This window comes from Streptomyces sp. NPDC050625 (assembly GCF_040654755.1).
In the GTDB taxonomy this organism is placed as follows: domain Bacteria; phylum Actinomycetota; class Actinomycetes; order Streptomycetales; family Streptomycetaceae; genus Streptomyces.
On the sequence record NZ_JBFAIQ010000041.1, the window covers coordinates 1 to 23469 of the forward strand.

Below are 23469 nucleotides of genomic sequence, written 5' to 3' on the forward strand. Positions count from 1 at the left end.
AAGACCCCAAGCCGTTCATCTGGACCAAGACCGCCGAAGAGATCCTCGACTCCCTCGCCCGCTTCTGCCGACGGATCTCTGGCGCAGGACACTAGCGCCTGAGCGACGGATTGTTCCGCTTTTGATCGGTATACCATTTCCCCGCTGCAGTGGCGGAGAGGGGGACATCTCCCTTATGGAGGTTCCATTCCCAGGCGCCTATTTCAGGGAAAGCCTCGTTGATTCCTGGCAGCCCGGTGGGCGATTCCACCGGCATCTGGGCGGCTGTTTGGGCAACGGTGTCTTGTCGTGCATGCCATGCCGCCGGACGCAGACGGTAATTGGCTTCAGCATCAGGCTGTGCAACTGAAGGACCCGCATTTGGGGGCAGCGCCACAGCTGAACGCCTAAGCCGTGGCGGTATCCTATCCGAAGGATTCGCCCCCACGGCCGAGGGGGCTTCAGCATCAGGCTGTGGAACTGAAGGACCCGCATTTGGGGGCAGCGCCACAGCTGAACGCCTAAGCCGTGGCGGTATCGTCGCCTCTTGTTGCTTGTTGCCCTCTGAGTGGTTGGCCTGTTGTGTCGCCTGTGTGTTGGGTGGCATGGAGTTCTCCGGCTGGTTGGATGGAGTGGCGCTCTTTTTCTGGTCAACGTGACCGAGGTTGCGATGGTTCAGACGAAAGCAGCCGAACCGCGACTGGGGTAGGGCCAAGTGGCGCTTGCCCCGGTCACGGTTCGGCGTCTGGTCTGACACCCCATGTCGTTTGGTGTCAGGCGGCGTGGCGGTGGGCGTGGTGTGACCGGGCGGTCGCTTCGTCGTAGAGGGTGCGGGACTTGAGGCAGCCGTGGAGGATGCCGATGAGGCGGTTGCCGACATGTCGGAGGGCGGGCTTATAGCCCGCCTCGCGGGCACGTTGTTCGTCGTAGGAGCGGCGGGCGCCGGGTGAGGCGTTCAGGGCGGAGAACGGCTGGCCTTGCAGGGCGTGGGCGAGTCGGTTGTTGCGGACGTAGCGGGCCTGGACGGTGTGGCTCTTGCCGGAGGCCCGGTGCCCGAGTGATGGGGCTGGCACCGGCATCGTTCTTGCAAGCCTTGGCGGACGTGTAGCGGGTGGGGTCGTCTCCGAACTCGGCGAGCACCCGGGCGCCTGTGATCACTCTGATGCCGGGCATTGAGAGGTGGATCTCAGCGTCCGGGTGCGGTGCAGAAGAAAACGCGCCTTCACCTGTGCTTCCAAGTCGGCTATCTGCTCGTTCAGAGCGATCAGCAGCTATGCGGTGGTGGTGATAGTGGCCGCGTAGGCGGCGGTGACCGGCTCGGGCAAGCCAAGGTGCTGCTCGCGCAGCGCGGTCTGGATCGTGGCGGCCTTCGCGTTCCGGTTGTGCCGGCGGTGCCGGGCCAGGACAGCGGTGATCTGCGTACGGGTCAGGCTCGCCGCCGCGGCGGGGGTGGGCGCCCTGATCAGCAGTTCCAGCGCGTCCGTGCTGGTCAGTTCCAGGCCTGCGTAGGCGTTCAGGGCGCCGGGAAAGTACTCGCGCAGCGTGTTGCGCAGCCGCTGGAGGGTGCGGGTGCGTTCCCGGATGAGAGTCTGGTGGGCGCGGGCGACGACCTTGACGGCCTGGGCCTGTTCACTGTCCCGGCGACGGGCCGGCAGCCGGTCGCGGTCGATGCGGACCATGCCAGCGAGCGCGTGGCGTCGCCCTGGCCGCTCTTGGCGCCGGAGATGACGTACCGTTCCTTGAACCGTGCGGCCTGCCGCGGGTTGATCGCGTACAGCTGGTAGCCGGAAGCGAGCAGGGCCTGCACCCACGGGCCGCGGTCGATCTCGATGCCGACGATCACCTCGTCGGGACCGAGCTCGTCGCCGCCGTGCTTCGCGACGAGTTCGTGGAGCTCGGCGATGCCCTCCACGCCCTCGGCAGTCTCGCTACCGCCAGTTCACGGCCGGTTGCGTCCTGGACCTCGACATCGTGGTGGTCCTCGGCCCAGTCATCGCCGATCAGCAGCAACTTTCCTCCCGAATCAGGTAGTTCACTTGTCGTGCAGCCTGCGGAAGACGCGGCACGCTCCCTCATGGATCCAGTGCTCACGCTCTGCTCGGCGGGCACCCCACCCCATCAGCGGTCTGGCCTTCCAGCCGGCCAGCGGGGCACGGTCTGACCACGGGAGTCGGATGCTTCCGGGCTGGTGAGTGCTCACCTGTTGGCGGCTACGGCACCGAGTCTCTCCGACCCGGCAGCTCCCATTAGGACTGCAGGGGCAGGCGGTCGGTGGGAGCGACCTGGATCCAGTCGGAATACGGAGCCGGGAGTGCGGCGGCCCCGTCCAATTCCGCCGGGACCAGCGACGCTACAAGATCACCAGCATTTTGAATCAGCCCTGGATGTGGTGCGGGTTCACCACCCGGCAGTCGATCCGTCGCGGCACGTTCTCCAGCGTCCACGTCCTGGTCAAACAGATCCGTGACTACATCGACTCCTGGAACCAGAACCAGAGACCCTTGAACTGGACCGCGACCACCGGCGAGATCCTCGCAAAGGTCCGGCTCGTCGCCACCAGTGTGAAGAAGCTCGTCAATAACAACTCGAACTGGCACGAACCGGATCACGAAACATTAGGCCGGGATCCCAAAAGCTGGGAAGGGCTAAGGGCTTGCAGATCATTAACACGTCGTCTTGATCTTGCTGTTGGGGTTACTGCTTTGGGCTCGAACCCGAGCTTGGAGGACTGCGAGGGCAGCGGGTGGGGTGGCTGCCGACGGAATGACGATGTCGTGCGCCTTGAGCAGTCTCCTGATCTTCAGCAGGGTTCGGTGCATCGCGGTCCGACTGCTGTCGAACAGCACGGCGAGGGGTTCCGCGGCCAGGGAGACCCGTAGGTGGAGCACGGCCGCCAGGACCTGTTCGGGAAAGGCGAGCCGGGGCGGGCGGCCGCGCCTGATGTCGCCGTCTGCGGCCAACGTCTCCGTGAGGTCGTTCAGCTGCTGTTGGGACATTCCGGTCAGTGTTGGGTCGGACAGCAGGGCCTGGTCCCAGTCCGCGGTCGTCGTCTGCGGGACCCGGGCCGCAGGGATGACTGGGTGCAGTTGGGGATGCAGCGCATAGTTCCAGTCGCCGTGGAAGGTGTGCCGGGTCAGCGGCAAGGCTGCCATTTCCGCGTCACCGATCTGGACGCCGGTCGGGTAGTTGTTGGTGTCGAGCTTCGCAGTCACGCGCAGTCCGGTGCGGGTCGTGGTCGCGGCGATGGACTTGACGATGACTTCATGGCTGGTGAGCGGACGGCCGCGCCAGTTCATGGTGATGTGCGAGAAGAGCCGGTGCTCGATCTTGTTCCATTTCGAAGTTCCCGGCGGCAGGTGGCACACCGTGATGGTCAGCCCTGTTTCCGCGGCGAGGGCGGCCAGTTCCAGCTTCCAGGCCCGGGTGCGGTAGCCGTTGGAGCCTCCCGCGTCAGCGGTGATCAGTAGACGTGTGGCCTGGGGGTAGGCACTGTGGCCCTGGTCATGCCACCAGCGGCGGATCGATTCCACTGCGAATGCGGCGGTGTCGTGGTCGGTGCCGACGTTGACCCAGCCAGTGTTCGCCGCGAGATCGTAGATCCCGTAGGGGACAGCCTTGCCCAGCCGCGGGTCGGCGAAGTCGTGGACGTTCACCAGCACCGGATCGGCCGCGGGCCGCCACTGCCGTCCGCTGTTCTTGAACGCGCCGACGAGCTCCTTCTTCTTGGTGTCCACGCTGATCACTGGCTGGCCGGAGTCCCGGTGCTCGCGGGCCTGCTCGTTGAGATAGCGGAACTGGGCATCCCGGTCCGGATGCTGGCTGCCCTCGATGGTCTTGGCGTTGGCCTGCAGACTGAAGCCCTCCTCCCGCAGTAGGCCGGCGACGGTGTCCGCGCTGACTCGATGTCCTGCCCGGGTCAGCTCCCGCGCGAGCGTGCGGGTCGACTTCACCGTCCACCGCAGCGGCGACATCGGATCACCCCGCACATCCGGCTCGACCAGCGCCAACAGCGCCGGCCGCAGCCCCGGATCCAGATCCGCGACCCGCTTGCGGCCTCCGCCCGGACGCCGCACCCGGCCCAACGGCTCCTCACCGGCCTCCAGCTCGAACACACCCTTGCGGACCGTGGTCTCGCTGACCGCGGCCGCCCGCGCGACGGCCCGAACGCCGCCATGTCCCAGGGCACGCGCCTCCGCGGCCATCAACAGCCGCCGCTGCCGCTCGTCCAGATGCGGGAGCAACACTGCGAACTTCACAGCGAGTTGGTCACGTGCCTCGTCCGGGATGCGCATACCACACCAACGATCTCCCGAACGGGAAGCAACACCTTGATTCCCTGCAAGTCCTTAGGTTACCGCCTTAAAGCCTTAGTATGGCCGGAATTTTGGTGAGCACTGTTGGTCTTTATTCCACTGCACTGTTGTGCTCGATATTCTTCTAACAGCGGTTCCATTTCAGAACCTGGAGACCGCAACGCAGCAGCTTTCCGTCGAGCCTTCTCCAATTTCCGTCGAGCCTTTTCCTCCTCTGATTTCCGTCGAGCCTCCTCCTTCTCTGCTTTCTGTCGAGCCCTCTCATCTGCTTTCTGTTGAGCCGCCGCCGCTGCTGCCTTCTGTTGAGCCGCCGCCAGTCGAGCCTTCTCCCGTTGAGTCGTTACCGAATGTCCGACGGGTTGCTTAATTCCAGCCACGATGAAGTCCTCTCTGATTATGCCGCTTTAATTGGCTCGTGTGTCATGGCGGCGGCCGACGTCCCTTACCGCCAAGAGGTTAAGGACGTGGTCGACATAATTGCATTGCCGGGAGGGCAATAACCTTTATCGCGTGCACTGCAAGTCCCTACGGACGGCTGGAAGATGATCGCACTCGTTCCAGCGTTCGAATGATGGACTGTCCGCTACTACGCATCGCACACGTAGAGGGTTCAACGGGGAGTGCCTCTATGTCTTTCGGCCACGCGCGTACGCTGCGCAACCGCGACGCGTACGTACGCACAATCGCGACCGGATCCGAGGCTGTTCCTCGCCCCACAGCGCGTCGACCAGCTCAGCGACGCCAACGGGCCGGCCGCGCAGCAGAAGGGCCGCGAGCGCTGCACGTTGCTGAGGCGGACCCAGGGGCGCTTCCCTGCCGTGTCCCGGCCGGGTAGGGCGGTGACTGGACGGAGACCCACCGCTATCTGCTTCGCTGACTCGCGGGCTCGCAGGCCTGCCCCATCGGGCCGCTCGCCGATGAAACTGCCCCGGCCACCGGACTCCGTGAGTCCTGCGGCCTCGCCCGGTCAGCTGCCCCTGCCCGGGATGCCAGCAGCTCACCCCGCTCGTTCAGGATCGACGTCTGCCCAGCTCGACCCGGTACCGGAGTGATCCGTGCGACGTTGGCGAGGGTAGGTTGGCGTGAACCGAACATCTCGTTGCCGGTGACCATGGCGTTGTTCACACGTTCGGCCCGCAGGCCGACGACGTTGGCACGAGTGAGGTCACGCACATCGTCGAACCACGCCACGATGTCACGGAGCTCCGCTTTCTTCGTCTGGACTTGACTGGCCAGCACGTCCTCGCGTTCATGGAGGATCAGCAGGCCTTCCTCCAGCTTCTTCTGGCCGGCCTCCAGCGCGCACGCCTCTCCCTCGAGTTTCAGGAGCTGCACGGCGTCGGCCTTCGTCCCCTCAGCGATCGCTCTGCGGCTCTGATTCACTTCGTACAGCCGCTGACGGACATTTTCGATGTCCTTGCGGGATCGTTGGGCTGCCTGCTGAGCAGTGGCATGCTCCTCCGTCAAGCGTTCCAGCTCCTGGCGATGGCGGCCGTCGGCCTGGCAAGCCCGGTCAAAGAGCTCCGGCAGTTCCGGGCTCAGTGAGGCCAGACGCTGATCGATCTCGGCGGAGAGCGCCTGTTCGAATGTCCGGGCCCATGACCAGGAGGTGCGGTACACCGTACCCAAGTCGGCGGCGCTGAGCTGGAGGGCGTCCACCTTCGGCCGCAATGCCGACGGGAGGAGTCCTCTCTGCTGCGCGACGTCGGCCGTGAGTGTCGCGTCGTCGAAGGATGCGGGGTCGAAGGCGTGGACACGACCGTCCGGGCTTATCCACCACCGTGACGGCGCGTCCGGACGGGCGATGTCCAAGGTGACGCACACCTTCATCTCGAGTGCGAGCTTCCGTGCCAGGTACACCGGGTCCATGTCGAGCAGGGACGCCTGCGGCGGGAGCCGCAGGGGCCCATGCGGCGCCGACCCCTGCAAAGGCATGTTGTTGAGCGACCGGATCACGTCGTCACAGCGGGGGTCATCGACGCTTTCCGGGAGAAGCGGGACTTGGGCGAACCGCCCCTGGACCCGCAGGGTGTTGGCCCATTGCAGCACGGAGCGGCGGATACGTCGGGTGGCGTCTTCTGGGTCGAAGGACAGAGCCAGCCCGTCAACGTCCCGGCCGGCCTGGGCGCGGATCGTGCGCGCCAAGGAGAGGTGAGCGCGGGAGACGTCCACGCCGGCCACCTGTGCCTCGGCGTCCAGCAGGGCACCGAGGTCGAACGCGGCGGTTCGGGTGAGAGGGTTCCAGTGTTGTTGTCCTTTGACGGTCCTCTTCTCGGTCCCGTTGAGCCGGGCACGCAGGTCGTCGACGGCCCCCTCTGAGAGTTCGGCATATACGTCGCCTGTCACTGGGGCACTGTCGTACTTCCCGAGCGGGGTCGGCTTACGGAACCAGTGGCGCTTTTCCAATTCGGCGGTCAAAGTGCACCTGGCGCGCAAGCGCACCAGGTACATACGGCCCTGCGGCTTGACGAACTGCTCACCGCGGTGTTTGTCGGTGTTTCCGCTCGACTGACCCGACGGGTCGGCCCTGTTTGCGCCGGCCGAGGGCACCGTGTGCCAGTGGGGCCCTCCAGTGCCGGACCCCGACACGCTGAATTCCCTATGCCACAGGTCAGTGGAGTTGAACGCCGTGGTGCCGCTCTCGTGCTTGGTGACACGGCCGGCGCCGCTGCCGTCGATCGGGGCGATCACGTCGAGGTCGTACAACTCGCCCTTCAGCCATAGTGTGGCGCGTTTCGAGGAATGTCCCGGCATGAACAGGTCCTGGGCGAGCTTGCAGCCCGCGGCGCCTGTGGACTCCTGCAGATGGTTCGTCAGGTGGGACCGCGACAGGAGCACGTCCAGCGAGGCGTTTACCCGTTTGTTGATGCCGCCAGCCTTACGCCCGAAGGCCCTCAACAGCAGCCGTCGGGCCTCCGGCAGAAGGCCGTCCATCATCACCTCGACGATGGTGGATCCTTCTTCTTTGCGCCACGGGGGCAGGGGGATTGGGGAGCTCAGCGGGGACGGTCCGGCGAAGGGCGCCGACTCGGCGATTGCTTTGGGCACCTGGAGGTCCATTGAGCCGTGCTCGGTGACCGTCAGTTGTTCGGTTCGGCCCGTCAGGCCACGGTAGGAGTTCGCCAGGACGTCATTGAGTGGGCGTCCGCCCATACCGATGCGTCGGACCTTCACCGTCAGACGATGGCGGAATTTTGCGGTGTAGTGGCCGCCCCAGTCGTAGACGGTCTGCTCGCTGACCGCAGTCTCCGCCCGGTCGGTGCCCCGGTGCCGGCCCGTGGACAGTTTCAGTGCAGCGGTTTCCGAGCCGTGTGTCTTTCCCGCGTTCTGCTTTCCCACCGTGACCGACTGCACGTTGTCCTTGGAACGGCCGACGGACGTACTGACGTAGCCGTGGCCGTAGTTCTCCAGGCCGGTCTCCGGCTTGAAGTCGTCGAACCGTTGAAAGCGCATGACGTCGGAGAGGTTGATCTCCACGATGTCGGAGAGCAGCCAGCCGATCGGGTTGACGAGGTAGAACGATCGGCCGTTCGTGGGGAGCAGGTCTTGCCACATGGCTTGGTCCCGGCCACGCGCCAGCAGTCCCTGCAGGGCGTCGATGCCGCCCTGCATCCGGCCGACGACCCGGCCGTCGGCAGTCCACAGCTCCGCTCCGGCGGCGAGCAGGCCCGGCGCCGCCTTGTCGACGGCCTCTTTGACGATCTGGTAAGTGGACTTGCCGTTATCATAGGTCAGGGATGTGAAGCCGCTGTGGCCCAGGCCCTTGCCTCCGGGGTCCTCACGAGTCAGGTACTCCGGCAGCCGGAACCCCTCTTCCCGGCCCGCTGACGGATCCACCCTTGCATCGTCCGGGAAGGCGGCGTTGAACTTGTCGCGCACCGCGGGGTCCATTACCGGTGAGGCGCCGCTGGCGTGCAGTCGGGACAGGAGCCGCGCCAGCGCCGGACGGTCGGTGCCCGGCAGGTCAGGACGCTCTGTCGTCCATCGGGTGAGCACGCCGGCTGCCACATTGCCGCTGAGCCTCAGCTCTCCCTGCTCCCAGCGGCTGAGCGCCTTGGCCAGCTGGACGTCTGTGACCGGGAGCGTGCCGTCGGCGTAGTGCCTCAGTGCCTCTGGCTCGGACAGCAAAAAGTGCATCGTCTTGTTGTCCAGTGTCAGCCGGCTGTCCCGATGGCTGCTGGGCAGCAGCTTGGCGTGCTTCTCCTGCCGACTACTGATGGTGAACGACGCAGGCATGGTATACGCGTAGGCGTGATGGAAGTCGAGTTGGATCAGTTCCTTGCCACCGGTCCGCCCGTGGTCGGCCGAGGTGTTCCACTGCAAGTTATGGCTGAGGTCCACCCCGCCGGTCTCAGCGGTCGGCCCTCCCGTGTCCCCCGCACTGATGTCGAGCTGGCCCCAGTTGATGCCCCACGACGAGGTGTCTTTGTGGGCAGTCTGCGCCAGCCACAGCTTGATGTTGCCGAGCACGAACTTACCGTCGGTGGCGCCGATGAAGGTCGCTTTCCCCATCGTTCCGGAGATGTCCACTGCGCCGTGGGTGTCGCGGACCATCCCCGAGGCGAAGGGCTGGTCCGTTGTGTATTCCTTGGAGAAGATCTCCTTGGCGTGCCCGCGCATGACGATGTTGCTGGCGAAGGAGTTCAGCGCGGCGTCCGCCTCGGCGGACGGGCCGGCGAGGTCACACAGCGCGGCGGTCGATGCCGCGCGGACGCCTGTGGTGTCCAGGTGGTATACGACAGCGTTGTCGAGGATGTGTGGCGGTGGGGCAATCGCCGAAGGCTGCGATACGCCGCCGTTCAGTGGCACGACACGGGCGAGCACGTTCTGGTCGGGGAGGGTGATCGGAGGAGGGTTGCGTATGCCGCGCCGCAGCCGTCCCTGCAGGCCGCTGTGTTGGTACTCGATGGTTGCGATGATGTCGCTGGGCGTTTCGAACTCGTCAAGAGGGCCGGCGTATTCAAGTAGTTCGGGCCGGCTGTTGAGGGAACCGACAGCATTGGTGGCGCCGATGGTGCGTTGCATCTCCACACTCAACGGAGTTACGAACAAGTGTTTGCTGAGTGCCGCCCGGAACTTTGCTCCGAACGCGATCTTGCTGCTGCCGCCGACCGACTGCTGGGCGGTGTCCATGCCCATGGCCAGGTTCACCGAGTGGTACTCGTTGGTGCTGTGCTTGAACCTCGGAGATTTCTTGGAGTTTGGTCGCGCCTTTATCGTGATTCTGGCGGAGTCGATGTCGAAATCGGTCTTCGCGAAGCCCCGGCGGCGGCGGAGGGTGAAGGTCATCCCGTCCTGGTGCATCTGCTCCCAATGCACCTCGAAGCCGCTCCGGGAGACCATCTTCCGGAGCAGTACCTCGTTTGTCATCCGACTGTCGAGGTCGGGCCCATGGGCCAGTGAGCCGTGTCCTTTGAACGGGTTGTCCTCCGGGGGCAGGAAGCCGTACTTCTCGACCTCGCGCCGGATCGCGGCGTAGACGGCATCGACGGTCCGCTGTTCGATCTCGGGCATGCCCAACCCGATGCCCTTGCCGTTCGCGATGAGATCCGGCAGCGGTTTCGTGTCAGGGTCCTCGGGGCGACGGCCCGCATTACGCAGCTCTTCCGGACGGGCGCGCACGGTCGTGGGCCGCCGAAGGTCTTCGACGCTGTCGCCCTTTACGGCCAACCCCTCGCTCTTGCCCTCAGCGGATACGGCAGGCGCCTCCGGGGGTTGGGAGTTGTCGAGGCCGTTCCCGAGCGCAGCCCGGTCCACCGGGAATCCGTGGGCGAAGGCTGCGGGTTCGGGCAGGCGCACCAGGGCTTGGCCCGTCACCTCACCGGTTCGTTTCTTGGTATCACTGCCCCGGACAGCGACGAGGCCGTAGTGCGTGAATGCAACCAGGTGTGCGGCGGTGTAGCCCGTGTAGCGGGTCACCGCCACCGACAATCCCGTGCGACCCGCGCTGAGGCTGTCGGAGTTGGACCAGGTGAAGCTCGGGCCGGCGGTGACGCCCAGTGTCAGTGCAGGTACTCCGTGGGGAACGAGGTCCACAGCAACGCTTCCGCTCAGCGTGCTCGAGTGGTTCAAGGCGTGGGTGCCGCCGTTGCCGTCGATGGCCGTCCGCACATTTTCGATATGCGCTTTGTTACTGGTCTCGCCGACCCGCGCCGTCTCGGTGCTGTCGTTCAGCCGCTGCCGGCGCGTGTGCACTTCGATCTCGGCCACGGGCCGTCCGCAGTCGTGCAGGGTGAAACGGTAGCCGTGCTTATCGTTGACGGCCTGGTCGAGATGAGTGTCATGATTCCACAGTTTCTGCCGCAGCTCGTCGGTGAGCATGCTCCCGATGTCCAGCTTCAGGCCCTGTGCTCGCAGCGCTTTCAGTATCTCGTCGTACAGGGCGGGCAGATGGGTGAGCCCGGAGGCGTAGAAGACCGGCGGCATCCGCTTGCTGTCGGCCTCACTCCACACAATCTGATCGGCCGGTGCCCGCCCCAGGTAGTGGTTGGGCAGCCACAGCACCAGCCTGGCGTTCGGTGAGGGCGCAACCCGGTTTGGGTCGAGCGAAGCCCACTCCTGGCCCGTGTTGGCACGTGTCTTGAACGACCAGTGGGGCACGTACGCCACAGGCGTCGAATCTCCCCGGCTGTCCTCAACATGCCCAGCCTCGGCGTCGACCAGGTGATGGGTAGAGCGTTGGGACTCGTTGGTGACCATGGACAGGCCTGCGCCGATCCGGACAGGCACCACGACAAGGGGGAACGACCCCCCCATCGTGACCCGGGTCGTCCCAGTTGTGCCGGAGTGGGATTGTACGTGCGCACCCGTCTGGAAGGTAGCGTTAAGGGTTTCGCCCGCGGCCCAGCCCCCCGAGGCCGAATCCGCCGATACCGCAGGGGTGGTCACCTCATGGGGCTGCCGCGGGTCCAGGGTGATCAGGGCCTCGACCGGTCCCAGCGAGACCACCAGCCCGCCCTGCGTCGTCTCGTGATCGCCCTGCGTCGTCTCCTGGTCGCCCAGCAGATAGCGGTATTTGAGGAGGAGCTTCTCCGGCAGCGCCTCCCAGACGTCGTCGGACAGCTGGTGGCCTGCCTGCGCCACGTGTTGTCTCAGCTCTTCGATGAGTTTCGACACGTCGGCGAGCCCGCCTCGGGGTACGCCGCAGGAGCGGACCATGGGGTCCAGGTCCAGTGGATCTCCCAGGACAGGTACGGCGATCGCAACGGGCGGGGAGGCCTCACTTGCTCGCTGCCCGGCGTCCCCGACGGCGGCTTCGTTCCCGGTCCCGTCCACCGCGCGACTCTTGCCTCTCGGACGGTCCACCGACATCAGGCTTCGCCACCCCGGTGCCGCCCCAGCGAAAGCAGGCAGTACAGCACGCCGCCGTGCCGACCGTTCTGCGGAGCGCTCTCGGCGACCACACCGGAAACCGGCCGCGGGGTCTTGCCGTTCACCGGCTTCCGGCTCGTGCAGATTGCGTGCGCGGCGCCGCGGCGTGACCCCTCGTTGCCGTACGTCTCGGAGAACTCAGCCGATTCATCGGCCAGAGGCCCGAAAGCCGTCATGGAATTGCGCTCAGCGTGCGAGGCCGAAAGGCCCCCGGTCTCTGGGCCGGGGTGGCCGTCGCCCCCAACGGGTGGGACAGCCACCGGAATCGACGGTTCCCCCATGGTCGCAGGAGCCGGACGGCGACACGGGGCGCTGCCGCCTGCGAGGCCCACGTACCAGTCTGCCGACCGCTTCGTCAGCTCTCTGGCCATGCCCCTTGCGTACGATCCGCTGCCGGGGGGGCTGGATGTCCCGGTCCCTATATCCCCGACGGCCGACCGCGATGTCGGTGGGGTACCGGAACTGGCCCGCCAGCTCCGCGACCGCGTCGGCCCTTGCACGGAAGACGAGGAGAAACATGTTGGGGCCGGAGCTGAACGACGTGTAATCCGTAGCATGGTGTCCCCTTTGACTGCCATCCAAGGGCCAACCCATCCGCTGCGGTGTTTTGCTGGGCGGCGCGCGGAATTGGCTGGTCGCACCAACCATCAACGCAAAAGCATGGCTTCAGGTTCACACCCACACCCGTGCGGTCACTTACTCGGTTTCCGGAATCGGGGCCCTCACCCAAGCCGGGGGTAGTTGATCTCGATCTTGGGCACCTCCGGACGGCCACCACTTCCCGGACATGGTCGCTCTTGCGGCCTGATCCCTTTGAGATGATTTGCGCCCTACATGCAGTTTCACGGCCTTCCAGGCTCCGACCTCGGTGCCCATTTGCTCCGTGTCTCGAACCCAGATTCCGTCTGGTCTGTGGACGCCACAGAAACGCCCAACTGCTCAAGTAACGCTGTCGGTGGCGCTGTTCGTGCAGGAGCCCTTTCGTGAGCCAGCGGAAGCCGTACCCAGCGACCTGTCCGACGCCCGATGGGCGTTGATCGAACCGACCTTATCCGCCTGGAGGAAAGCCCGACTCGATCGCAGACCCACCGGCCAGTCAGCCCAGGTCGAACTGCGCGATGTCTTCAACACAATCCTGTACGTCAACCGCACGGGGATCCCGTGGAAATACCTCCCGCACGACTCCCCAACCATGGCACTGTATACGCCTATTACGCCGCCTGGCGTGACGAAGGAATCCTCGCCCAGCTCAACTACGACCGGACCGGCCTGGCCCGCGTGAAGGAGGGGCGCAAGTCCGAACCGACCGCCTCCGTGATCGACACCCAGAGCGTGAAGACCTCCACCAACGTGCCCCTGACCAGCTAGGGAACGGACGCCGGGAAGAAAATCGTCGGCAGGAAGCGAGGCATCATCACCGACACGCCGGGCCTGCTCCTGGCCGTGACCGTCACCGCCGCAAGCCTGTCGGAAAACGCCGTAGGAATACGACTGCTCGACCAGGCCAAGAAGACCTACCCGACCATCTCCAAGAGCTGGGTCGACACCGGCTTCAAGAACGCCGTCATCGAGCACGGGGCGCAGCTTGGAATCGACGTCGAGGTCGTCAACAGAAACCCTGAAATCCGCGGCTTTCATGTCGTCAAAAGGCGCTGGGTAGTGGAGCGGAGTATCGGGTGGATCACGATGCATCGCCGTCTCGCCCGCGACTACGAGACCCTTCCCGCCAGCTCCGAAACCATGATCCACATCGCCTCGATCGACAACCTCACCAAACGCATAACGGACGAGACCACACCCACCTGGCGAGGAACCTACTAGGAAATAAACGGCAATTCGCTTACATCAAACGCCCTCTCAGTCCAGAACCTCCTCGACGACGACGATGTGACCGTCATCCGGGTCCAGGCGTCCTGCGAGTCGGCTGAACGCACTGTCCGTGAGGTCAAGGCACTTGGGTTCCTGAGGACTCCACGCATACGTACCCCGGTCGTTGATCCGGACCACCAGGGACTGTCCGTTGGCGACATTGGTCACCCGTACGCGGGCGCCGAACGGCAATTGCGGCTGACGGCTCAGCGAGGTCGCCGCAGTGTCGGCGTCGTTGTCGAAGAGCTCTCCGTTGGCCGTCAGCGCGCCCGAAGGTTCCGGTCCGTAGTGCGTCGCCCAGCACGTGTTGGTCTTCTGCTCGGCATGGACGGCGTTCCAGTTCTGGTCGGTGCCGCCGGAACAGCTCCACCTCTGAGCGGGAGCGCCGTCGGCGCTTTGGTAGTCGGTGACGTCCAGGCACTTGTCGGCCTGAGGATTGACGATGTCTTGTGCGGCGTTGACCGTCCACTTCTGGTTGGCGCCGCCGGTGCATGTCCAAATCTGAGCGGGAGCGCCGTCGGCGCTTTGGTAGTCGGTGACGTCCAGGCACTTGTCGGCCCGAGGATTGACGATGTCTTGTGCGGCGTTGACCGTCCACTTCTGGTTGGCACCACCGGTGCATGTCCACAACTGCACCTTGGCACCGTCACCGGTGGAATCGTCGGTCACATCAAGACACTTGCCCAGGGCTCGGATGGTTCCATCGCTACCAATGGTCCACTGCTGGGCCGTGGTGCCGTTGCAGTCGTAGAGCTGGACGGGGGTGCCGTCGGCAGAGCTTGCCCGGGCCGTGTCCAGGCATTTGCCTGCGAGCCCGGTGATGGCGCCGGTCGTAGTCTGGGCCTGGGGAGCGATCGCGGGCTGAGACGGTGACGCGGTCGCTGTCTGCGCGGAAGGGGCGGATGGGAGGGCCGCGGACACATCCAACTGCACGTAGTCGCTGTTGCTCTTCTCCGCCGGTGTATTGGCGGGCCCTTTGGCCTCGGGCGTGGACAAACTGGAGCAGGCGGCGAGGGGGACCAGACCGGCCCCGGCCAGAATAGCGCCGATCGTCCGGCCGACACGTCTTTCCTGATTGCTGGTTATCAAGTCGAGCACTCCGTGGCAGCGATACCGAAACGGGTCCTGTCATCCCCGGCAACGCACAGGGTGTTCATCCGGTTCATCCAGCAGAAGGGCGGGATGGGGCTCCCCCCGAGGCTGCTATGTCGTGTCAAGCCGCTTGAGGAAGCTCTTCCACGTCCGAATGAGGCATACGTTCGAGGATCTTGAAGATCTGGCGGCAGATGTGGTGCTTGAGGCGCCGCTGCGCGTCGCGGGGCTCTTGCCCTCGCTGGTGCGGCGGGCGACGTACGTCTTCGTGGCGGGATCGAGCCGCCTCCTGATCAGGGTGATCGTGTGCATCGCTCGGTTCGGCTGGCGGTCGCCGCCCCGGTTGAGCCGGTGCTTGTTGGTCAGGCCCGATGAGGCCGGTGCGACGCCGGCGGAGGAGACGAAGGCGGCCTCGGAACGGAACCGGCCCGGATGCGACCAGCTGACCAGGATCTGAGCTGCGGTGATCGGTCCGACGCCGAGCAACTCCAGGAGTTCGGGAGCCTGTTGCCGGACGAGCTGGAGGAGCTCGTTCTCCAGCTCGCGGGCCTCGGCCTGGAGGTGCCGGATGCGCTGGGCAGTAGACCGCAGGGCAGGGATGTTCATGCGGTGCTCGACGGCCAGCGCGGGCCGGTCGCGGAAGCCGGCACAGCGCGTTCCCTGCTGCGGTCGGCTGAGGCGTCGCAATTCGGCACGGAGGTCGTCCGGCCCACAGACGATCAGTGCCTTGAGTTGGTTGATGGGTGCGGTGGAGGCGTGCACGGCGCCCTGCCGGGTGGCCAGCAGCACGCGCACGGCCTCGCGTTCCCTGCGGCTTCGGGGCTGGATGACGTGCTCGGTGGCCAGGGCCTCGCGGGCCGCGCGGATGGCGTCGAGCATGTCGGTCTTGCGGCCTCCGCGGACTGCTGGGCGCTTGGGGCGGCAGACCTCGACGACGCGTTCGCCGGCGTCGTCGAGGAAGGCAGCAAGGCTGGCACCATAGCTGCCGGTTCCTTCGAGTGCCCAGCAGCGGCGGCCGGGCACCTGCTGTTGGGCGAACTCCAGCAGGCGCCGGTAGCCGCGGGTGTGAGAGGGTGCGTCGGTGGTCTCCAGGACGGCACCGATGGGGCTGACGGCGGCTGCGGCGAGGGTGTCGCGGTGGGTGTCGACCCCGATGACGCCGTCGTGTTCCGCAAGCATGGTCACGCGGTTGTTCTCCTCCGGGCGGACGGGCCGTGGTCGGCGTCGGCCTGGGCGGAGTCACCACGTGGCGGAACTGTGATGAGTCACGCCGGAAGGCGGACAAGCTGCTGATCGAGCCAACGCCTGGGCCAGGCCGGCGCCCGAGTCGGCAGACATCTCGGGGGGAACGGCAGCCCCTGACGGGGCGCCAGTTATGGTGCGAGTCAAGCCGGATCACGAGCGCCGAGCCTGGCCGCAACCCATCCCGGGCCGCAGAAGAACTCTCACAGCTATGTTCTTCGCGGTCCTGCAAGAGGGCCGCTGGCCTGGCCCGGCATGACTGGTCCCCCCTGTCGACCGACGACCTGGGGGGTGGTACCACCGGGCCCTGGAGGCGGGCGGCGGCCCCGGACTTCGTGCGCCGCGACTTCACCGCTGATGCCCCGATGATCACCATCGGCGTCGCCGTGGCCACGTCCCAAGGTGGCGGCGGACATCGACGCAGACGACCTGGCCGATGCCCCCTTCAGTCTCCGGTGCCGTGGGGGGCTTCGTGCGCCATCAAGGGCTCACGGGATCAGCGGGCTGACACCGGTGCCCGCGTACAGGTCGAGGTCCAAGGAAAGCAGGGTGGCGTCCTCCCCCGCCTGCCGGGCAACGACCATTGCGGATGCGCGATGCAGCACCCGCCAGTCCGCCTGTCGCCATGCGCCGGCCACCAGGGCGTGGGCTCGGGTGAAGTCGGCGGCCGTGGTAAGGCGACGCCTCAGGATGTGCTGACCGGCACCTGGTCTTTCACACTCGGCGACCGCAGCGGACAGGGCCGGAATCACGATCTCGGCGCAGCCCAGGACCAATGCACAGTCCTGTGATCTTGTGATGGTGCGGATCAGAGGGCGGTGGCTCGGGGAGCGTGCCGTATGCAACGAAGCTCCGTTGGAGCGAGCTGACCTTCCCAAGTCGCTTGCATCCCATGGAGCTTCGATGTGCCGGCAGTCCGTCACGCGGTCAAGTCGCCTGTTCCGAGGCCCCGCAGGACATCCTCGCCCGGCTCGGCACCCGGACAGCGACGGCACTGATGGTGCGGGTTGCACCCAGTGCCGCGACGGTCCGCCGGATGATCTGCGAAGTGTGTCCCGGGGGTCTGGCCGACCTGCTGGGATGTGATCCGGCCGGGGCGGACACGGTGGCCGTGGACGGCAAGGCCGCCCGCGAAAGAGCGGCTGGAGTTGCCGGCCTTTTCCACCTCGGACGGGATGGCTTCCCGTATCCGCTTCGAGATGGAGGCCTCACAGTGCCAGGCGATCGTCGCACTATGGGCTTCCAGAAGCAACCTCAGGAACTCGTATCTACGTCTATCACTACGCAGCGGCCAATGCCGGAGTTCAGCGGCCGGTACCAGACCATGCTTTATGTCTGCCACAACTGACACGGCCTGGGAGACCAGCCGACTGCGGTTCCTGCGCTGCCCAGCTCGTCACTGCGCGGGCTGGAGGGCAAAAAGGTGGACCGATTGCCTCGTCGGGGTGGGGACGCTGGGTTCCACTGCCCTGGGTTTTGGTGGTGCTGCAGCCGGTCATCGACCGGACCCTGCCATCGCCTGCGGGCATCGAGAAAGTGCGGCTGCCGGACGCCAGCGACAGCCCGGCCGGCCCTCACCCGAGCTTTACGTGAACTCAATCGTTCACGACCGCGGCCGGGCTTTGTCTCCGGGCGCTGAACGCCGCGATGGCGCGCTTGCCCCGGTTCCGGCGGGATCGGCACATCACCATCGCGACCCAAGTGGCGTCGCGCCCACCCTTGATCGCCTCAGCCTCAGCCTCGCCGGAGGCACGCCGTGGAAGGGCAGCGAGGCCGGGCACTCCCTCGACTCGGCTGAACCACCCCGTTTCCCCTGGGAGCGCCGACCGCTACGGAAAGGGGTCATGGGCGGGGTCGGCGGGCGTGGAGGACGAAGGCCGGGGGTGTGTTGCGCCATATGGTGCGGCCGGGTACGACTTCTTCGAAGCGGTCGGCCAGTAGGCCGCGGAACCGTCGGGCGGGGGTGAGGGGAATGGCATGGAGGTAGGTGAACGCGGTGAAGGCACCCGCCGGGGCGAGCACCGCGGCTGTCGCGTCCATGAGCCGGTGTTGGGTGGCGGGGGGAAAGAGTGCCCAGGGCAGGCCGCTGATGACCACGTCGGCACTCTCGATGCCGCGCTCGTCCAGCAGGTGGCGCAGGTGCACGGCGTCGCGCTGGATCACCTCCGCCCCCGGGTGGCGGTGGCGCAGACGCTGGGCGAGGAGTGGATCGATCTCGACGGCCAGGTGGCGGCCGCGGCCGCCGAGCCGGCGCTGGATCTCGGCGGTGAACGGCCCGGTGCCGGCACCCAGTTCCACCACGACGGGCTCCCCGCGCTCGGGCACCGGGGCGCAGACCGCCTCGGCCAAGTGCCGCGAGCTGGGGGCGATGGCCCCCATACGGGCCGGTGCGCGCACCCACTGCCGCAGGAACACGGTGTAATCGTTCGTCTCCTGCGAAGGATGCCTCCGTAGATCGGGGCTCACGACGGCCTCCAGCTCAATGTCCATCGCGCAACTCCCGACCGAGTGGCGCGTCAAAACCTGCCACCGATTCTTGTCAGCCAGCTTGCAGAGCCGTTGACTAATCCTGCCTTTGCTTTGTCCTGCGAGGACAAGCCCGGTGGGAGGGCACACACAGACCGACGGCACATCGAAGCAGTGGGAAGCACGCGACTTGGGAAGGTCACTCGCTCCAACGGAGTCTCGTTGCGTACGGCACGCTCGCAGACCATCGTGCCCTGACCTGCACGGACACAGGAACAGAGGACTTTGCATCAGCTCTGGGTCCACGGCTACGCCGAGGATGGCGGCGAACTCCTCCTCCTTGGCGACCGTCACCTTGATGAAGGTCTCGACGGTCTCCCAGGAGGGGACGCAGACGCCGGAGGCAATGCGCCCGAACCCGGCCTTGGACGGCACTCCGCCCTCGCTCCGCGGGGCGCTCCCGCGGAGCGGGAGCGCTGTCGGATGGCTGCGCCACGCGTACAACCGTTGCTTCGCAACGGGTTGAGGACCCGTCAGCTGCGCTCCCGGACCGGCCAGGCATGGCTAGGCCCGCCCGCCGCCCCTATCGCGGTTGCATTCACATCAGCAATATTCACAGGATTCCGGGCGACCCCGGTTGCGGCGACGGGGTGCAGTTCGAATGCCAGGACCGGTAGGCCGTGCTCGTCGGTTCCGCGGTACTGGTCACTACCGTCAAGCCCGGAGGGCAGGGGGTCGCACCTGGGCGGCTCGCGGTCGTGAACCTAGCCGCCGGTCAGGTCGTAGTGCGGAACGTACCTCCGAAGTCGTACAGGAGATCCACATGTCCAGTCGCCTTGAAGTCCTCGTCGTCGGAGCCGGCATCGCCGGCCTGGCGACCGCCATCGCGCTTCACCGCGAGGGAATGTCCGTCGACGTCATTGAGCGATCCCCGAAGAGCCGAGCCGGGGGAGCCGGGCTCTTCCTGCCCGGGAACAGCGTCCGCGCACTGACCGCACTGGGGCTGGGCAAGCACCTCGGCGAGCTGGGAGTGCCCGTGCCCGGCCAGCGGCTGCTGGACCACCGGGGCAGGGTGCTGGCCGACATCGACATGGCCGAACTGTGGAAAGGCACCGCCGACTGCGTCGGCATCACCCGAAGCGACCTCCATGCCGCCCTGCAGGACATCATGCCGGTGCCCGTCGGCCACGGGGTCACCGTGGTCTCGCTCAGGCACGCCGACGACGGTATGTACGACCATGGTGTACACGTGGAGTTCAGCGATGGCGGGAGCGGCCACTACGACGTGGTCGTGGGAGCCGACGGCATACGCTCGAACCTGCGGGAGTCGGTCGATCCGGCGGCCGGTACCCGCCGCCTCGGCCAGTTCTGCTGGCGCTTTTTGACCGACGCCCCCGACATCGACCGGTGGACGGTGTGGCTGGGCCCGGGGACGGCCTTCCTGGCCTACCCGGTCGGCGGGGGCCGGGTGTGCTGCTACGCCGACGTGGCGACCGCCTCACCCGAGGACCCGACCACCACCACCGGTCTTCTCGGACTGTTCTCTGACTATGACCAGCGGGTACGGGACCTGCTGGGCACACCCGCCGCCCTTGACGCGTACTCCTCACCGGTGGAAGAGGTCAGCAGCAGGGCGTGGGCACGCGGACGCCTCGTGCTCGTAGGGGACGCCGCGCACGCCAGCTCGCCCAACATGGCTCAGGGCGTCGCCATGGCCGTCGAGGACGCTCTGGTCCTCGCCGAAGTGCTGGGCGCAGGGGGCGATACCGAACGCCTCCTCCAGCAGTACGTCCAGCGCAGGCTCCCCCGCACTCGGTGGGTGCAGCGGCAGACCCACCGGCGCGACAGGACCCGGTCCATGCCGTCCGCCGCTCGCAACATCGCGTTCCGCTACGGCGCCAAGGCCTTGTACGAGCGCGGCTACGCCCCGCTGCGCGTCCTGCCTTGACCGCACAGGACAGGTACCGATGACGTTCTCTGTGGACCGGACGGTGGCCGACCGCTCCGCCGACGCCGCGGACGCCTCGGCCGTCGGACCCGGCGAAGGAGAACCGGCCGGGGCGGCCACGGCCACGGCGCCCGGCGGGCCGAACACCAACGGGAGCTGCGCCCCACGTACAGCCCGTTGTCGTCACGAAGTTGATCGCAGCCAGCACCTCACGGTCTCCGTGTCGGCTGCGGCCATCGACCCTGCGGCCAAACGAGATCCTCTGACCGCGGGCCGCCGTGCCTGACACAGGCTTAGCCGACGCGCTGGAGCAGGGCGCTGAGCACGCTCGCCTCGCGTTCGTGGAACACCCTCTGACCGGACGTCTCCAAACGGTCCAAGAAGTTGTGGAGCAGGTCGCGCGCCGCACTCAACCTGCCCACCTGTAACTGTGCCTCTGCCAAAGCACGGACGGCCTGGATCTCGCCCCATCGGTCGCCGAGTCGGTTCCACTGCTGATGGGCCTCGGTCAGGTAGCCGACCGCCTCCTCGCCCCGTCCGGCGTTCAGGCAGGATGTGCCGACCTGGCTGAGCGCATGGCCCAGCATGTACTCGAAGCCGGCTTTCCGCGTCAACTCGACGCAGCGGCGGCCGTGGTCGATGGCCTCCGGATGGCGTCCCAACGCGGAGAGTACCGCGCCGTAACTGTCCAGGACCGACGCCTCGAGCAGTGGATTGTCCCGTCGCCGGGAGATCTCCAGGCCCTTTTCGAGCAACGGTATGGAGGACCGGTGGCGTCCCAGCAGCGAGTAGGCGATCGCAAGATTCGCCTCGATCGTCTCTTTGTCTTCGAGGTTCCCGTCATCCAAGCCTGTGAGGATGTCCACCGCCGTCTCGTGGCAGGACAATGCCTCTTCTGTATGGCCGAGGAAGTGGTGGACCACGCCTGCATCGTTGCAGAGGCGGCCCAGGCTGTGCCGGTCGCCAAGGCGCCGGGCAGCCGCCTGACCGATCTCAGTCACCTGCAGCCACTCGTACCACCGGCTGCTGCTGTGGCACAGCGCGCTCAGAGCGCAGGCCAGTCCGGTGGCGAGATCGTCGAGACCGTTCTCCACGGCCGAGCGCAGCGCCCCCAGCAGCGTGGACAACTCTCGTCCCGCCCAGTTCAGCGCCTCATCGTAGGTGCGCGGCTGATAGAGCGAGACTTCTGGCGTCAGGCCGGACGTCACGGTCTGCACGGCGCCCAACCCCGGAGTCAGGAGCTCGCGCACAGCCAGCACCGACTCCAGGTACCAGCCGAGGATCCGTCGGATGGCCGCCTTCAACTCAGCCTCGCTCTCCTCACGACGCGCCCGCTCTGCCGCATAGAGGCGGACCAGGTCGTGGAAGCGGTACCGCTGCTGCACCACGTGGTCCAGCAGATGCTGGCGCACCAGGCTCTCCAGCTGCCGACGGGTGGCAGTCGGCCCGGCGCCCAGCAGAGCGGCGGCCTCCTCGACGGAGATCTCGACACCCGGGTGCAGACCGAGCAACCGAAATGCCCGCGCGTCTGCCGGCTTCAGGACGCGGTAGGACCAGGAGAATAACGACCGCACGGCCGTAGACTCGTCCTCGGAGGCAGCCAGAACATCGAGCCGGTCTTGTTCCTGCCTCAGTTCACTGACGGCTTCGGCCATGGTGTTGTGATCACCATCCACTATTCGCTCGGCGGCGATTCTCAGCGCGAGCGGCAGGTGCCCACAGTAGGAGGCCAATGCGCTCGCGGCGCCGAGGTCGGCGTCAACCCGTCGGCTGCCGAGTATGTAGCGCAGGAGGTCCAGCGACTCCCCCGGCCGCAGCACCTCTAGACGGATCCGGTTCGCACCGTCCCGCGCGACGAGTCCGGTCAGCTTGTTGCGGCTGCTGACGAGTGCCAGGCACCCCTTGGCTCCGGGGAGCAGCGGCCGCACCTGCTCGGAGCCGATCGCGTTGTCGAGCACGACCAGCATCCGTCGGCCCGCCAGCAGCGAGCGGTACATTGCGGTCATCTCGCCCAGGTCTGCTTGGGCCAGTTCGGGGTCGGCGCCCAAGCTGCGCAGCAGCTGTCTCAGCGCATCCTGCTGGGTGACTGGCGCCATGGTGGGGTGGAACCCGCGCAGATCCAGGAACAGCTGCCCGTCCGGGAATGCGTCCGCCAGCCGGTGGGCCGCATGCACGAGCAACGCGGTCTTGCCGACTCCGGCAGGACCGACCACAGCCGATACGGTCGCGCAGGCGCCCGGCATGTCGCGGCTTGCCGCCTCAGCCAGCTGCTCCAGTCGGCGTACTGCATCTGCTCGACCGGTGAAGCCCGGGGCCCCGTACGGGAGCTGAGCCGGGATCACCTGGGGTGCGTTCGTCCTCCGGGACACGGTGGCGACGACTGACCGCTCCGGCCCGGCCAACAGGCGCCGATGCACTTCCTGGAGTGCGGCGCCTGGCTCGACCCCCAGCTCCTCAGCGAGCCGAGCCCGTGTCTGCCGGTAGACCTGGAGCGCCTCGGCCTGCCGTCCGTCCCGCCAGAGCGCGAGCATCAGAAGTTCTTGCAGGCGTTCGCGCAGTGGGTGGGCGGTCGCCAGCGGAGACAGGTCCCAGGCGGCATCGGCTGCCGAGCCCGTCTCGATCAGCGCTTCGCAACGCAGCTCCACCACGTCGAGCCGGAGCAGGTCCAGGCGGGCCCGTTCGGCCACCGCGAAGGGGCCCACCGAACCGCCCAGTGCCGGCCCTGTCCAAAGGGAGAGCGCACGGTCGCAGTGGGCCAGCACGCCCGCGACGTCACCGACTTGGTACAACTGCCGTGCCTGCTTGGCCCGCTGCTCGAAACGGTTCGCATCGACCGCCTCGGGCGGCACATGCAGCCGGTAGCCGGCCTGACCGCGGCTCAGGCAGGGCGACGTTCCTGATGCCCGGGGTGCCAGTGCCTTGCGGAGCGTCGAGACATACGTGTAGACGCTGCCTGCGGCGCGATTGGGGCAGGCCTCGCCCCAGAGTGCTTGGATGATGTCGGACACGCCGACCGCCGTGCCTGCCCGCAGCGCCAGGAGGGCAAACACGGTTCGCGCAGCCGGAGACCCGAGCGGGATCTCTCGTCCCCGGTCGACGACATGGATGCGATCCAGCAGACGAATGTCTCCGCAAAAGCCCCGACTGTCCACCCATCACCGTCCTTGCCGGACCATCCAGATCGCCAGC

The 23469-nt window shown here is 66.7% G+C and carries 9 protein-coding genes and 3 pseudogenes; 2 read left to right on the top strand and 10 right to left on the bottom strand.

Translation table 11 applies throughout. The annotated features are described in order from the left end of the window. Window positions 1–752 precede the first annotated feature (752 nt). The 5 genes and pseudogenes from AB0I54_RS42710 to AB0I54_RS42730 all read right to left on the bottom strand — a co-directional run bounded on the left by AB0I54_RS42710 (window position 753) and on the right by AB0I54_RS42730 (window position 11839). Window positions 753–1989 (bottom strand): annotated as a pseudogene (locus AB0I54_RS42710) (IS110 family transposase). A 653-nt stretch (window positions 1990–2642) separates the two neighbouring features. Continuing rightward, complete coding sequence (locus AB0I54_RS42715; protein ID WP_363301769.1) at window positions 2643–4271, bottom strand: ISAzo13 family transposase; 1629 nt, start codon at window positions 4269–4271, stop codon at window positions 2643–2645. 669 nt (window positions 4272–4940) lie between these two features. Next, window positions 4941–5092 (bottom strand): annotated as a pseudogene (locus AB0I54_RS42720) (regulator); the annotation flags it as partial. A gap of 61 nt (window positions 5093–5153) precedes the next feature. After that, on the bottom strand, window positions 5154–11408 hold the full coding sequence (locus tag AB0I54_RS42725) for a hypothetical protein (protein WP_363301770.1): 6255 nt from the start codon (window positions 11406–11408) through the stop codon (window positions 5154–5156). A gap of 194 nt (window positions 11409–11602) precedes the next feature. Then, entirely contained in the window at window positions 11603–11839 is a 237-nt protein-coding gene (locus tag AB0I54_RS42730) for a hypothetical protein (RefSeq protein ID WP_363301771.1), read from the bottom strand. 807 nt (window positions 11840–12646) lie between these two features. On the opposite strand from AB0I54_RS42730, the pseudogene AB0I54_RS42735 reads away from it, so the two are divergent. Further along, window positions 12647–13484, top strand: a pseudogene (locus AB0I54_RS42735) (IS5 family transposase). A gap of 36 nt (window positions 13485–13520) precedes the next feature. Here the strand turns inward: AB0I54_RS42735 and AB0I54_RS42740 are convergent. From AB0I54_RS42740 to AB0I54_RS42755, 4 genes are all read right to left on the bottom strand, one after another. Further along, window positions 13521–14630: a lectin gene (locus AB0I54_RS42740; RefSeq protein ID WP_363301772.1), complete on the bottom strand. Its 1110-nt coding sequence runs from the start codon at window positions 14628–14630 to the stop codon at window positions 13521–13523. Window positions 14631–14735: 105 nt separating this feature from the next. Further along, window positions 14736–15803: a transposase gene (locus AB0I54_RS42745; protein WP_363301806.1), complete on the bottom strand. Its 1068-nt coding sequence runs from the start codon at window positions 15801–15803 to the stop codon at window positions 14736–14738. Window positions 15804–16354: 551 nt separating this feature from the next. Continuing rightward, entirely contained in the window at window positions 16355–16642 is a 288-nt protein-coding gene (locus tag AB0I54_RS42750; protein WP_363301773.1) for a hypothetical protein, read from the bottom strand. 1066 nt (window positions 16643–17708) lie between these two features. Further along, window positions 17709–18356: a methyltransferase domain-containing protein gene (locus AB0I54_RS42755; RefSeq protein WP_363301774.1), complete on the bottom strand. Its 648-nt coding sequence runs from the start codon at window positions 18354–18356 to the stop codon at window positions 17709–17711. Between the two features lie 799 nt (window positions 18357–19155). Between AB0I54_RS42755 and AB0I54_RS42760 the strand changes: the two genes are divergently transcribed. Then, the gene (locus tag AB0I54_RS42760; protein ID WP_363301775.1) at window positions 19156–20280 is read left to right on the top strand and encodes an FAD-dependent oxidoreductase; all 1125 of its coding nucleotides are present in this window, start codon (window positions 19156–19158) and stop codon (window positions 20278–20280) included. Between the two features lie 293 nt (window positions 20281–20573). Here the strand turns inward: AB0I54_RS42760 and AB0I54_RS42765 are convergent, their stop codons facing one another. Then, the gene (locus AB0I54_RS42765) at window positions 20574–23432 is read right to left on the bottom strand and encodes a BTAD domain-containing putative transcriptional regulator (RefSeq protein ID WP_363301776.1); all 2859 of its coding nucleotides are present in this window, start codon (window positions 23430–23432) and stop codon (window positions 20574–20576) included. Window positions 23433–23469: the final 37 nt, after the last annotated feature.